Origin of the sequence: Microvirga flocculans ATCC BAA-817 (genome assembly GCF_000518665.1) — a bacterium.
In the GTDB taxonomy this organism is placed as follows: domain Bacteria; phylum Pseudomonadota; class Alphaproteobacteria; order Rhizobiales; family Beijerinckiaceae; genus Microvirga; species Microvirga flocculans.
Map to the genome: position 1 here is coordinate 348,461 of NZ_JAEA01000001.1, position 13,489 is coordinate 361,949.

The following is a 13,489-nucleotide window of genomic DNA, read 5'->3' on the forward strand; positions in this document are numbered from 1 at the left end:
CTTTTCCTCATTAGTCGCCCACGCGCTGAGACGCGAGAGCCGTTTCGTAATTCCTGCGGGCGGTTCTCACCTGCTCGCGCGACGACACTTCCGGCACCGCCACGTCCCACCAATGGCCGCCTGCATCGGTCGAGGCCAGGGGATCGGTGTCGATGACGATCACGGTGCTGCGCTCGGCGCTGCGTGCCTGGCGCAGGGCCTCCTCCAGCTCGCCGATGCCCTTCACCTTCACGGCCAGGGCGCCGAGGCTGGCCGCATGGGCGGTGAAGTCGATCTCGGGCAGGGTCACGTGGTTCGTGTGCTGGAGCAGGTTGTTGAAGCTCTCCCCGCCGGTCGCGCGCTGCAGGCGGTTGATGCAGCCATAGCCGCGGTTGTCGAGCAGAACGACGGTGAGCTTGTGCCCCAGCATCACGGAGGTGGCGAGTTCCGAATTCATCATCAGATACGAGCCGTCGCCCACCATCACGATGACCTCGCGGTTCGGATCGGCCATCTTCACCCCGAGCCCGCCTGCGATTTCGTAGCCCATGCAGGAATAGCCGTATTCCATGTGGTAGCCGAGCGCGGCGCTCGCCTTCCAGTGCTTGTGCAGCTCGCCCGGCAAGCCGCCTGCGGCACAGACCACCACGTCGCCGGGCGAGGAGGTGCGCTGCACCGCGCCGATCACCTGCGCATCGGAAGGCAGTTCCGCATTGGTCGGGTCCGTGTAGCGGGCGGCCGTCGCGAACCAGCGGGACTTTTCCTCCCGCGCCTTCGCCGTCCACACCTCCGGCGCTTTCCAGGTTCCCAGGGCGCGGCTCAGCTCTTCAAGGCCCACGCGCGCATCGGCAACAAGGGGCAGCGCGTTGTGCTTCGTCGCGTCGAAGGCCTGCACGTTGAGGCCGACGATGCGGCGCCCCGGGTTCTTGAACAGGGCCCAGGAGCCGGTGGTGAAATCCTGCAGGCGTGTGCCGACCGCGATCACCAGATCGGCTTCCTCGGCGAGCGCATTGGCTGCGCCCGTGCCGGTGACGCCGACCGCGCCGAGGCCGGCGGGATCGTCATGCGCGAGGCTCGACTTTCCGGCCTGCGTCTCGCCGACGGGAAGGCCGTGCCGTCCGGCGAAATCCGCCAGCGTCTTTTCCGCGCCTGAATAGAGCACGCCGCCGCCCGCGACGATGAAGGGCTTCTTTGCATGGCGGATGAGATTCGCGGCTTCAGCGAGTTCCGACTCGTCCGGGCGGATGCGGCGCGGCGTCCAGACCTTCTCCGCGAAGAAGCTTTCCGGGTAATCGTAGGCTTCGGCCTGGGTGTCCTGGCAGAGCGCGAGTGTCACGGGCCCGCAATCGGCGGGATCGGTGAGCACGGCCATGGCGCGCTGGAGCGCGGGAACGATCTGCTCGGGGCGCGCGATGCGGTCGAAATAGCGGGAGACGGGACGGAAGCAATCGTTCGCCGAAACCGTGCCATCCGAGAAACTCTCGATCTGCTGCAGCACCGGATCGGGCCTGCGGTTGGCGAAGACGTCGCCGGGCAGGAGCAGGACCGGCAGGCGGTTCACGTGAGCGACCGCCGCCGCCGTCACCATGTTCGTCGCGCCGGGCCCGATGGAGGTGGTGCAGGCCATCATGCGCCGCCGCCGGGAGGCCTTGGCGAAGGCGATCGCCGCGTGAGCCATGCCCTGCTCGTTATGGGCGCGAAAGGTGGGAAGTGTGTCGCGTACGCCGTGCAATGCCTCGCCGATCCCCGCGACGTTGCCGTGGCCGAAGATGGCCCAGACGCCGCCGAAGAGCGGCAGGACCTGTCCGTCGATCTCCGTCTTCTGCGCCGTCAGGAAGCGGGCGAGGGCTTGGGCCATGGTCAGGCGGATCGTGCTCATGCGGGTTCCTCTCGAATGGTGCCGACCTTGGGGGAGGGGCGCTGCCTTCTCAAGCTGGTCTTCAGGATAACGGAAGCGGCTCCCTCAGGAGACGCCCCCTCGGTTCATGCCGCTTGCGAACGCGCCGAAACCCGTTGCCAAGCCTCCACGAGGCGTTGGAAGCGGGCCGCCATGTCGCTGACGGCGTCGTCGTCCGAAATCTCGCCCTTGAGCCAGCGCCGCGCCGCATCGTTGAAGATCGTGCGTCCGACCGCGAAGCCCTTGACCTGCGGCTCGGATGCGGCGGCGGCGAAAGCCGCCTCCAGCTCGTCCTCGGGCGCTTCGAGACCGAGAAGGACGATGCCCCGGCAATAGGGATCGTTCCTCGCGATCACGGCGCCGATGGCGTGCCACGCGGCCTCGTCCCGCTGCGGTTCGAGCTTCCACCAGTCGGGCTTGATGCCGAGATCGTAGAGGCGCTGCAGAATGCCCGCGACCGTGCCCGTGTGGAGCGGCCCGTGCTTTCCGGCGATGATCTCGACCAGCAACTCGCGTCCGATGCGGCGCGCGGCGTCGTGGAGGCGCAGCAGCTCCCGCTCCTGGCGCTCCCTGAGCTCCTGCGGATCGTCGGGATGGTAGAAGCACAGGCACTTGATGGTGTGCCCGACCGGCCATTCCACCAGCTTCGCGCCGAGCGAGCCGCCGCCTTCGAAATCGAGCGGGCGCGAGCCCGGCATCTCCACCGGGCGACCGATCCAGAACGGATGATCGGCGGCGCGGAACAAGGCTTCGCGGCCATAGGTGCCGTCGATCAGCATGCCGAAGCCCTCGCGTCCGTTCGCCACGCGCGCCGCGGCCTGCACGGCGAGCACCTTGAAATCATGGATGCGCGCAAGGGGCGCGCCGGTTTCCTTCGCCATCGCCTCGAGCTGCATGCGGTGGTCGATAGCGAGCGCCATGAGGGTGCCGGAGACGGGACGGCGCGTCGTCGCCCAATGGATGTGGTTGATGTCCTCGTCGAAGCGCAGGGCCTTGTGGCGGCTGCCCGCCTTCAGGAAATGCTGCAGTTCGGGGAAGGTGGGAATCTCCGGCGAGCAGAGCAGGCGCGAGACCGCGAACGCGCCGCTCGCATTGGCGTAGGCGCAGCAGGTCTCGAGCGGCTCGTTTCTCAGCCACCCCCGCAGGAAGCCGGAGAGGAAGGCGTCGCCCGCGCCGAGCACGTTATAGACCTCGACCGGGAAGCCGGGACCCTTCACGCCGTCGTCGAGCGAGGCCGGTATCGCACCGGGAAACACGACGCAGCCCATGGGGCCGCGCTTGCAGACGATGGTCGCGTTGGAAATCGCACGGATGGTGCGGATGGCGTTAAGCGTATCTTCGGACCCGCCCGCGATGTGCAGCTCCTCCTCCGTGCCGACGATGAGATCGCAATCGGCCAGGATGGGTTTGAGATGCTCCGTCACCGCATCGGAGCGCACATAGCGCGATTCGCCCGCGCCGTGGCCGAGGAGACCCCAGAGATTCGGGCGGTAATCCACGTCGAATACCACCTTCCGGCCATGGGCCTTGGCGATGCGGATCGCCTTCTTCTGCGCGGCCGCGGTGGTCTCGCGCGAGAAATGCGTGCCGGTGACGACGATGGCCGCGGCCGAGGCGATGAAGCTCTCGTCGATATCGTCTTCCGTCAGCGCCATGTCGGCGCAATTGTCGCGGTAGAAGATCAGGGGAAAGGAATCCTCGTCCCGCACCCCGAGAATCACCAGGGCGGTGAGTCGCTCCTTGTCCGTGACGATGCCTTTCGTGGAGACGCCCTCGCGCTCCATCTGCTCGCGGATGAAGCGGCCCATGGCTTCGTCGCCGACGCGGGTGACCAGCCCCGATTTCAGGCCGAGCCGCGCCGTGCCGATGGCGATGTTAGCAGGGCATCCGCCGACGGCCTTCGAGAAGGAGGCCATGTCTTCCAAGCGCCCGCCCACCTGCTGGCCGTAGAGATCGACCGAGGAGCGGCCGATGGTGATGACATCGAGGGCTGGCTTCATGCTATTCCTCCCGCTTCCGGCCTTGTCGAGCCGTGTGAGAGCCGCGTTGGCCCTTGCAGTTATAGAACGTTTATTCTATTAGCAGTTTACGATGGAATATCAATTCCAAATTTGCCGTGAGCCGGCAAAGAACCAGGGGGAAACATGATCAGGATCGCCGTTCTGGGCGCGGGTCGCATCGGCCGCATCCACGGGCGCAATGCCGCCAACCATCCCGATGCCCGCCTCGTGGCGGTCGCCGATCCGCATGCTCCCGCTGCGCAGGATCTCGCCGCGGCGACAGGTGCCGAGGTCGCGCCGCTGGACGCGATCGTCGAGCGCTCCGACGTGGACGCCATTCTCGTCTGCACGCCGACCACGACCCATGCCGACCTGATCGAGCGCGGCGCGCGCGCGGGCAAGGCCGTGTTCTGCGAAAAGCCCGTCGATCTGTCGAGCGCGCGCATCGAGGCCTGCCTCGCCACGGTGGAGAAGGCCGGCACGCCGCTGATGATCGGCTTCAACCGCCGCTTCGACCCGAATTTCGCGTCCCTGCGCCGCCGCCTCGCCGACGGCGAGGTGGGCGAGGTGGAACTCGTCACGATCCTGTCCCGCGATCCCGGCCCGCCGCCGGTAAGCTACATCGCCACCTCGGGCGGCCTCTTCCGGGATATGATGATCCACGATCTCGACATGGCGCGCTTCCTTCTTCTCGGCGACGAGCCGGTGGAGGTGCACGCGGTCGGCTCCGCCCTCGTGGACCCGGCCATCGGCCAGGCGGGCGACGTAGACACCGCCGCCGTGATGCTCAAGACCGCGAAGGGCCGGATCGTGCAGATCTCCAATTCTCGCCGCGCCACCTACGGCTACGACCAGCGCATCGAGGTGCACGGCTCGAAGGGCATGATCCGCGCGGGCAACATCCACCGCACCACGGTGGAGGTGGCGAACGCCTCCGGCATCACTGCCGATCCGGTACAGGATTTCTTCCTGGAGCGCTATGCGGAAGCCTATCGCGAGGAGCTCACCACTTTCCTCGACGCCATCCGCGACGGCAAGCCGTGCAATCCCACCGGCCGCGACGGCCTCATGGCCCAGCGTCTTGCGGACGCGGCGACGGAATCGGCACAGAGCGGCAAGCCGGTGAAGGTTTAAGTAACAAGCGTCATCCCGGGGCTGCGGAGCAGAACCCGGGAACGCTGGACGAGTGTGGCTTCCTTTACTTCTCCCGGTAGGCGGTGAAATCAGCGCCTCATTCTGAAAGCGCTCCCGGATCGGCTTCGCCGTCCGGGATGACGTCCTCCGTCACCCCTCCGCCCGCTTCTCGGCCGTGCCGACCGCGAGGGCCATCGCCAGGGCGAAGGAGGCGGAGAGCGACCGGAAGGCGCCGAAATCGGCCTCCGCCACCTCGATCCACACATCGGCGCTTGCAACCAGCGGACTGAAGGCTGAATCGGTGATGGCGACGACCGGCACGCCGCGCTGCGCGGCCGCCGCCGCGAGATCGGCGGTGACGGGCGCATAGGGCGTGAAGCTGATGGCGAGAACCGCGTCGCGCTTCGTGGCGGTGGCGAGCTGCTCGGGACCGAGCTGGCCCACATGGTCGATGAGGATCGCCCGCACGCCCAGCTTGCCGAAGGCATAGGCGCAATAGGCGATGACCGGAAAGACCCGGCGCGCACCGAGCAGATAGATCGTGTCGGCTTTCGCCAGAGTCTCGATGGCGCGGGAGAGTTCTTCCGGGCGCACGGATTCGCGCATGCGCTCCAGCGACACGGCGGCGGCATTGGTGAAGCCGTCGAGCAGCGACGCCGCGTGAACGTGATGCCCCTCGGCCTCGCGCAGGCCCTTCAGCCGCTCGCGATAGTCCGGAAACCGCTCGCGCAGGCGGTCGCGGAAAATCTGCTGCAGATGGGAGAAGCCGTCATAGCCGAGGCTCTTGGCAAAGCGCACCAGGGTGGAGGGCTGCACGCCCGCATGTTCCGCAATGCCCGCCACCGTGCCGAAGGCGACATCCTCGGGATGCTCCAGGGCAAAGGCGGCCAGCTGCTTCAGGCGTTTCGGCATGGCCTCGCGGCGGCTGAGCAGGAGCGCCCGCAGGCCGTCGTAATCCTCCGGCGCCGCAGCCATGACCGCATCCCCACTGCCCATGCTGTCCTCCGCTCGCATGTCCCCAACCTCCGGTTTCAGATGGGGCCTTGACACCGATCCTACAAAAATGGAATAAAAATTCCAATATATGAACAAAAAAGGTTCTGACGTTCCGTTTTCGCGGGCGATCGGATCGGCAGAGGGAACGCGTCAAGACGGATGATTCGCGCTCTGCGGTCATTTGTTTTCTCTCTGCTCTGACAGGCAAGCGGCCTCTTGGCCGTCCGAGACATCACGGCACGATCCGTTCGGCTGTGGTGCCTGCATGAGAAACCTTTGGGAGGAAGCCAATGAAAGCACTCGTTACAGGCCTCGCGGCGGCAGCTGCCCTGGCGCTCGCCACAGCGGCCCCCGTCTCGGCCCAGCAGAATTCCCGCATCATCGTCGTCAGCCACGGCCAGGCCAACGATCCGTTCTGGTCGGTGGTGAAGAACGGCGTCGCGGCGGCGGGCCAGGACATGAAGGTCCAGGTCGATTATCGGGCTCCCGAGACCTTCGACATGGTCGCGATGGCCCAGCTCATCGACGCGGCCGTGAACCAGAAGCCCGCAGGCCTCGTCGTGTCGATCCCCGATGCTTCGGCGCTCGGTCCGTCGATCCAGAAGGCCGTGGCCGCCGGCATTCCGGTGATCTCCATGAACTCCGGCTCCGACGTGTCGAAGAAGCTCGGTGCGCAGCTCCATGTCGGCCAGGACGAGGTCGAGGCCGGGCGGATCGCCGGCGCCAGGCTCAAGGAGATGGGCGGCAAGGTGGGCCTCTGCGTGAACCAGGAGGTCGGCAACGTGTCGCTCGACCTGCGCTGCAAGGGCTTCTCGGAAGGCTTCGGCGGCAAGGTGACCGTGCTGCCGGTGACGAACGATCCGGCCGATGTGCGCGCCAAGGTGAAGGCGGCGGTTGCCGCCGACGGCTCCGTCGACACGATCCTGGCGCTCGGCGCAGGCACGGCAGGCGAGCCGACCGTCGCGGCGGTGAAGGAAGCGGGCAAGACCGGCGCCATCCGCGTCGCCACGTTCGACCTCTCCGCCGGCTTCCTGAAGTCGGTCGCCAGCGGCGAAGCGGCCTTCGCCATCGACCAGCAGCAATACCTTCAGGGCTACCTGCCGGTCGTCTTCCTGGCGAATTACGCCAAGTACGGCCTGATGCCCGGCGGCAATGTTCCTTCCGGCCCGAACCTGATCACGAAGGAAAAGGCCAACCAGGTGATAGACCTGTCCGCGAAGGGCATCCGCTGAGCATTCTTTGAAAAGGCCCGCGGTCGCGATGGCCGCGGGCCTCTTTAGTTTCATGAAGTCATTGCGTGAGGGAGGCGCTCATGGCGAACACCACTCAGCCCGCCGCGGACTTGTCCTCGGCGCAAACCGTCAAGCAGATTCAGGATGAGCGCCTGAAGGAAGTTTCCGTTCTCACGAAGATCATGCGGCGTCCCGAACTGGGCGCTCTGGCCGGCCTGGTCCTGGTCACGATCTTCTTCGTCTCGACCGCCGATGCGTCGATGTTCACGCTGGCGGGCATCATGAACATCCTCTCGCCTGCGGCCCAGCTCGGCATTCTCGCCATTGCGGCGGCCCTGCTCATGATCGGCGGCGAGTTCGATCTCTCCATCGGCTCCATGGTGGCCTTCGCGGGCCTCGTCTTCGGCGCCTTCATCACGCTCAGCGGCTGGCCGCTGCTGTTGGCGATCGCCGCGACCTTCGTCGTCGCCTCCGTGCTCGGCGGCCTGAACGGACAGATGGTCATCCGCACGAGGCTGCCGTCCTTCATCGTCACGCTCGCCTTCCTGTTCATCCTGCGCGGACTCTCGCTCGTCGGCCTGAAATGGGCGACCGGCGGCTCGACCCAGATGCGCGGCATCGGCGACACGGCAGGCGAAGGCCTCATCCGCGAACTCTTCTCGGGTGTCGCCTTCGAGGGCCTGTTCGCGTGGCTCGCGGCGCATGATGTCATCGCCAAGTTTCCCAATGGCGTGCCGACCGTGACGGGCGTCCCCGTCTCCATCGTCTGGTTCGCGCTTTTCGCGCTCGCGGCCACCTGGGTGCTGCTGCGCACCCGCGTCGGCAACTGGATCTTCGCCGCAGGCGGCGATCCGAACGCGGCGCGCAATTCCGGCGTGCCGGTCGACCGGGTGAAGACCGGGCTCTTCATGCTCACCGCCTGCGCGGCGGCGCTGGTCGCCATTCTCACGGTGCTGGATGCGGGCTCCACCGACGCGAGGCGTGGCTTCCAGAAGGAGTTCGAGGCCATCATCGCCGCTGTGATCGGGGGTTGCCTGCTCACCGGCGGCTACGGCTCGGCCATCGGTGCGTTCTTCGGCGCCATCATCTTCGGCATGGTGTCGATCGGCCTTACCTATACGCGCTTCGATTCCGACTGGTTCCAGGTCTTTCTCGGGGCCATGCTGCTGCTCGCGGTCCTGTTCAACAACTTCATCCGCCGCAAGGTGACGGGAGAGCGCTGATGGATCAGGACATTCCGCTCATCGAGGTCCGCAAGCTCGTCAAGCATTTCGGGTCGGTCATCGCTCTGTCCGGCGTCTCGCTCTCCGTCCATCGCGGAGAGGTCATGTGCCTGCTCGGCGACAACGGCGCGGGCAAGTCCACGCTCATCAAGACGCTCGCCGGCGTGCACCGCCCCACCTCGGGCGACTTCCTGGTCGAGGGCCAGCCGGTGGCCTTCACGAGCCCGCGCGATGCGCTCGATGCGGGCATCGCCACGGTCTATCAGGATCTCGCGATGATCCCGCTCATGTCGGTCACGCGCAATTTCTTCATGGGGCGCGAACCGGTGAAGGGCGTCTGGCCATTCCGGCATGTGGATTTCGATCATTGCGACGCCGTCACCCGCGAGGAGATGCACAAGATCGGGATCGACGTGCGCGATCCGCATCAGGCGGTCGGGACGCTCTCCGGCGGAGAGCGCCAATGCGTCGCCATCGCCCGCGCCGTCTATTTCGGCGCGAAGGTGCTCATCCTCGACGAGCCGACCTCCGCGCTCGGCGTGGCGCAGACCTCCATGGTGCTCAAATACATCCATCAGGTGCGGCAGAAGGGCCTCGGGGTGATCTTCATCACCCATAATGTGCGCCACGCCTATGCGGTGGGCGACCGTTTCACGGTGCTCAACCGCGGCAAGACGCTCGGCACCTACAGGAAATCCGAGATCGCCATCGACGAGCTGCAGAACCTCATGGCCGGCGGCAAGGAATTGCAGGCTGTGTCGGAGGAATTGGGCGGGATGGTTTAGGGAGAAGCTTCATGACGGCGCTCGGCATCGGCCTCATTGGCACGGGCTACATGGGCAAGTGCCACGCGCTCGCCTGGAACGCCGTCGCTTCCGTCTTCGGGGATGTCGAGCGTCCGCGCCTCGCGGTGCTGGCCGAAGTCTCGCAGGAGCTGGCGGAACGCAAGGCGCGCGAACTCGGATTCGCGCGCGCCACCGGAGACTGGCGCGCGCTCGTTGCCGATCCTTCCGTCGACGTGGTGTCGATCACCACGCCCAACGCCTTTCACCCGGAGATGGCAATCGCCGCGCTGGAGGCTGGCAAGCATGTCTGGTGCGAGAAGCCCATGGCGTCGACGCTTAAGGACGCGGAGCGGATGCTGGCGGCCGCACGCGCATCGGGCAAGGTGGCGGCGCTCGGCTACAACTACATCCAGAACCCCGTCATCCGCCTCATCCGCCGCCTGCTGGACGAAGGACGGATCGGCGCGGTCAACCATGTGCGCCTCGAGATGGACGAGGACTTCATGGCGGACCCGGAAGAGCTTTTCTACTGGAAGAGCGAGGCGACCTCCGGCCATGGCGCGCTCGACGATTTCGGCGTTCATCCCCTGAGCCTTCTCTGGGCGCTTCTGGGCGGCGTGCGGCGCGTGTGCGGGCACATGTCGAAACCCTATGCGGATCGCCCCGTCCGGGGCGGCGGCCGCCGCGCGGTGGAAACCTACGACATCGCGACGGTTCTGATGGAGCTCGAGAACGGCGCTTCGGGCGTGCTGACCCTCAACCGCTCCGCCTGGGGCCGCAAGGGCCGCATCGCCGTGCAGCTCTTCGGCTCGAAGGGCAGCATCGTCTACGATCAGGAACGCATGAACGAGGTGCAGCTCTACACGGTGGATGACGCGAAAGAAACGCAGGGCTTCCGCACGATCCTCGCAGGGCCTCGGCATCCGCCCTATGACCGGTTCGTTCCCGCGCCCGGCCACGGCCTCGGCTTCAACGATCTCAAAGTGATCGAGTGCCGCGAGCTGATGCGCCGCATCGCGGGGGAGACGGCGCATCTCATCGCGTTCGAGGACGGCATCCGCATCGAGCGCACGGTCGATGCCATGGCGCGCAGCGCCCATGAGGGGCGTTGGGTGGAGGTGATGTCTTAAGCTGCGTGCGCCTTCAGCACGCCGAGGAACGCATCCGCGTAGCGGTCGAGCTTGGCCTGACCCACGCCGTGAACCTCGCCGAAGGCACGCACGGTCGTGGGGCGCTTCGCAGCCATGTCGATGAGGCTGCGGTCCGAGAAGATCACATAGGCGGGCACGCCCTCCTCCTTCGCGAGCCGCGTGCGCAGGGCCTTGAGGTCGAGCAGCAGCGGATCGTCGGAGGGCACCACGGATTCCGCTTCCATGCGCGAGCGCCTGCGGCGGCGCTCGGCGGGCTTCATGAGCACGTCGGAGCGCAGTTCGATTCGCTCCTGGCCTTTGAGCACCGCAACACCCTTGTCGGTCAGAGTCCAGCGTCCGTATTCCGCAAGCTCCAGGCCGATGAGCCCAGCCGCATAGATCTGGCGCAGCAAGGAGCGCCACTCGGTCTTCGAGCGGTCCGCGCCCACGCCGAAGGTCTTGAGCTTGTCGTGACCGAAGCGGCGGATGGAATCGGTGTCCTCGCCGACGAGGATCCCGATCAGGTGCTCCGTGCCGAAGCGCTCGCCCGTGCGTGCGATGGCGGAGAGGATCTTCTGCGCCTCGATGGTGCCGTCGAAGGACATCACGCCGTCGATGCACAGGTCGCAGTTGCCGCAGGGCTCCGTCGTCTCACCGAAATAGGCGAGCAGGGTCTGGCGGCGGCAGCGCGGCGCCTCGCACAGGGCGACGAGGGCGTTGAGCCTCTGGCGCTCCACCCGCTTCTGCTCGTCCGAGGCATCGCTCTCCTCGATCTGCAGGCGGCGCAGGCGCATGTCGTCGAGGCCGTAGAGGGTGAGCGTGTCGGCCGGCGCGCCGTCGCGGCCCGCGCGGCCGATCTCCTGGTAATAGGCCTCGATGGATTTCGGCAGGGCCGCATGGGCGACGAAACGCACGTCCGGCTTGTCGATGCCCATGCCGAAGGCGACGGTCGCCACCATCACCACGCCGTCTTCCTGCAGGAAGATGTCCTGGTTCTTGGCGCGGTCGGGCTGGCTCATGCCCGCGTGATAGGCAAGCGCCCGGTAGCCTGCCTGGCTCAGGGAATCGGCGAGCCGTTCCGTGGAATCGCGGGACGAGCAATAGACGATGCCGCTCTCGTGCCGGTGCTTGTCCAGGAACGAGAAGAGCTGGCGGCGCGAATGCTCCTTCGCCTGCATGGCGAGCCGCAGGTTCGGGCGGTCGAAACCGTGGATGAAGAGGCGCGGCTCCTCCTCGAAGAGCCGGTACATGATGTCGCCCCGCGTCGCCACGTCGGCGGTGGCGGTGAGCGCGATGGTCTGCACGTTGCCGAGACGCTGGCGCACCTCGCCGAGCATGGCGTATTCCGGCCTGAAATCGTGGCCCCATTGCGAGACGCAATGCGCCTCGTCGATCGCGAGCAGGTTCACGCCAGACCGGGCCAGCCACTCGGTCGTGCCGGTATTGGCGAGCCGCTCGGGCGAGGCATAGAGAATGCGCATGCGCCCCTCGCGCACCGCGTCCACCACCCGGCGGTTCTCGGCCTGGTCGTTGGCGGAGTTGAGGCTTCCCGCCTCGATGCCGAAATGACGAAGCGCCGCCACCTGGTCGCGCATGAGGGCGATGAGCGGCGAGACCACCAGGGTCAGGCCCTCGCGGGCGAGCGTCGGCAGCTGATAGCAGAGGGACTTGCCGGCACCCGTCGGCATGATGGCGAGCACGTCCTCACCGGCCAGCACCGCGCGCACGATCTCCTCCTGTCCTTCGCGGAAGGAGGAAAAGCCGAAAACGTCGTGGAGAATCTTCGCCGGGTCGATCACGGATGCCGTGTGGCCGATGACGGATTCGACGTCAATGCGTCATGGGGAATCCGCAGGAAGGAAAGCATACCCCTGGCGGCGGCGATTCCGGTGGCGAAGGCGGCCTGGAGCAGGTAGCCGCCGGTCGGGGCCTCCCAGTCCAGCATCTCCCCCGCCACGAATACGCCCGGCAGCCGCCTGAGCATCAGGTGCTCGTCGAGCTCAGAGAATGGCACGCCCCCGGCGCTGGAAATGGCCCTTTCAAGGGATTTCGCGCCGGTGAGTCTCAGGGGGACGGCCTTGATGAAGCGGGCCAGCGCCTCGGGCTCCGTGGGCAAAGCGGGGGAGGCCTCGCGGAGCAGGGCGATGCCGACCGGGCTCAGTCCTGCGGCCTTGCGCAGGAAGGTGGAGGCGGATTGCCCCTTCCGGGACGATTCGAGCCTCTTGAGCAGGACGCCATGGGCCAGGTCGGGTCTCAGGTCGATCTGAAGAGCCGCGTTGCCGTCCCGCTCGATGGCGTCGCGCAGGCGCGCCGAGAGGGCGTAGACCGCGCCGCCCTCGATGCCGTCCGCCGTGATCACGGCCTCGCCCCGGACGCGCGTCCCCGCGAAGGTGAGAGCGATTCGCTTCAGGGGCTCGCCCGCGAACCGGTTGCGCATGAGGTCGGACCAGGGGCAGGTGAAGCCCATATTGGCCGGACGGAAGGGGGAAACGGGAATGCCGTGCCGGGCGAGGGCGCTTATCCAGCTCCCGTCCGCGCCGAGGCGGGGCCAGCTCGCGCCGCCCAGCGCCAGAAGGGTGGCGGCGGGGGTGATTCGCACCGTCTCTCCTGCGGCATCGGTGAAGACGAGCCTGCCGTCCTCGTCCCAGCCCTGCCAGCGGTGGCGCAGGGCGAAGCGCACGCCGAGGCCCTCCAGCCGGGACAGCCAGGCGCGCAGGAGAGGGGAAGCCTTGAAGGCCTTCGGGAAGACGCGCCCGCTGGAGCCGACGAACGTCTCCTGCCCCAGGCCTTCGCTCCAGGCCCGCAGGGCCGCGGGAGGGAACGCCTCGATCAGGGGCTCGAGCTGCGGCCGCGCCTCGGCGTAGCGGGCCACGAATCGCCCGAATTCCTCCGAATGGGTCAGGTTCAGGCCCCCGCGTCCCGCCATGAGCAGCTTGCGGCCGACCGAGGGCATCCGGTCGTAGACGGTGACGGAGAGGCCCGCGCGCCCCAGGACCTCCGCGGCGATCAGGCCGGCGGGGCCGCCGCCGATGATGGCGACTTCGGGGGAGGAAGATTTCAAGGACATGCGGTCTGCTGACGCGGGAGGGAGGGGAACCTGGACCCTCGGGCAG

Annotated in this window: 10 protein-coding genes; 5 read left to right on the plus strand and 5 right to left on the minus strand. The window is 67.0% G+C overall.

Going from position 1 to position 13,489, the window contains the following annotated elements:
• Positions 1-10: 10 nt before the first annotated feature.
• Both iolD and L879_RS0101750 read right to left on the minus strand, forming a co-directional pair.
• Positions 11-1,858: a 3D-(3,5/4)-trihydroxycyclohexane-1,2-dione acylhydrolase (decyclizing) gene (gene iolD, locus L879_RS0101745; protein ID WP_027314600.1), complete on the minus strand. Its 1,848-nt coding sequence runs from the start codon at positions 1,856-1,858 to the stop codon at positions 11-13.
• Between the two features lie 104 nt (positions 1,859-1,962).
• On the minus strand, positions 1,963-3,876 hold the full coding sequence (locus tag L879_RS0101750) for a bifunctional 5-dehydro-2-deoxygluconokinase/5-dehydro-2-deoxyphosphogluconate aldolase (protein ID WP_027314601.1): 1,914 nt from the start codon (positions 3,874-3,876) through the stop codon (positions 1,963-1,965).
• 144 nt (positions 3,877-4,020) lie between these two features.
• Between L879_RS0101750 and iolG the strand changes: the two genes are divergently transcribed.
• Positions 4,021-5,010 carry an inositol 2-dehydrogenase gene (iolG, locus tag L879_RS0101755; RefSeq protein ID WP_027314602.1) on the plus strand — a complete coding sequence of 330 codons (990 nt, stop codon included), beginning with the start codon at positions 4,021-4,023 and terminating at the stop codon, positions 5,008-5,010.
• Between the two features lie 150 nt (positions 5,011-5,160).
• On the opposite strand, the gene L879_RS0101760 is transcribed toward iolG, so the two are convergent.
• On the minus strand, positions 5,161-5,985 hold the full coding sequence (locus L879_RS0101760) for a MurR/RpiR family transcriptional regulator (protein WP_035458492.1): 825 nt from the start codon (positions 5,983-5,985) through the stop codon (positions 5,161-5,163).
• 311 nt (positions 5,986-6,296) lie between these two features.
• Between L879_RS0101760 and L879_RS0101765 the strand changes: the two genes are divergently transcribed.
• The 4 genes from L879_RS0101765 to L879_RS0101780 all read left to right on the plus strand — a co-directional run bounded on the left by L879_RS0101765 (position 6,297) and on the right by L879_RS0101780 (position 10,376).
• Positions 6,297-7,238, plus strand: a complete 942-nt coding sequence (locus tag L879_RS0101765) for a sugar ABC transporter substrate-binding protein (RefSeq protein ID WP_027314604.1) — start codon at positions 6,297-6,299, stop codon at positions 7,236-7,238.
• A gap of 80 nt (positions 7,239-7,318) precedes the next feature.
• Entirely contained in the window at positions 7,319-8,461 is a 1,143-nt protein-coding gene (locus L879_RS0101770) for an ABC transporter permease (protein WP_035458350.1), read from the plus strand.
• A complete protein-coding gene (locus L879_RS0101775; protein WP_035458351.1) occupies positions 8,461-9,246 on the plus strand; it encodes an ATP-binding cassette domain-containing protein in 786 nt (261 codons plus the stop codon). The genes L879_RS0101770 and L879_RS0101775 overlap by 1 nt, the downstream gene beginning before the upstream one ends.
• Before the next feature lie 11 nt (positions 9,247-9,257).
• Entirely contained in the window at positions 9,258-10,376 is a 1,119-nt protein-coding gene (locus tag L879_RS0101780; RefSeq protein ID WP_027314607.1) for a Gfo/Idh/MocA family protein, read from the plus strand.
• On the opposite strand, the gene recQ is transcribed toward L879_RS0101780, so the two are convergent.
• Both recQ and L879_RS0101790 read right to left on the minus strand, forming a co-directional pair.
• A complete protein-coding gene (gene recQ, locus L879_RS0101785) occupies positions 10,373-12,175 on the minus strand; it encodes a DNA helicase RecQ (protein WP_027314608.1) in 1,803 nt (600 codons plus the stop codon). The genes L879_RS0101780 and recQ overlap by 4 nt on opposite strands.
• Complete coding sequence (locus L879_RS0101790) at positions 12,172-13,443, minus strand: TIGR03862 family flavoprotein (protein ID WP_027314609.1); 1,272 nt, start codon at positions 13,441-13,443, stop codon at positions 12,172-12,174. Before L879_RS0101790 ends, recQ begins: the two co-directional genes overlap by 4 nt.
• Between the last annotated feature and the right edge of the window lie 46 nt (positions 13,444-13,489).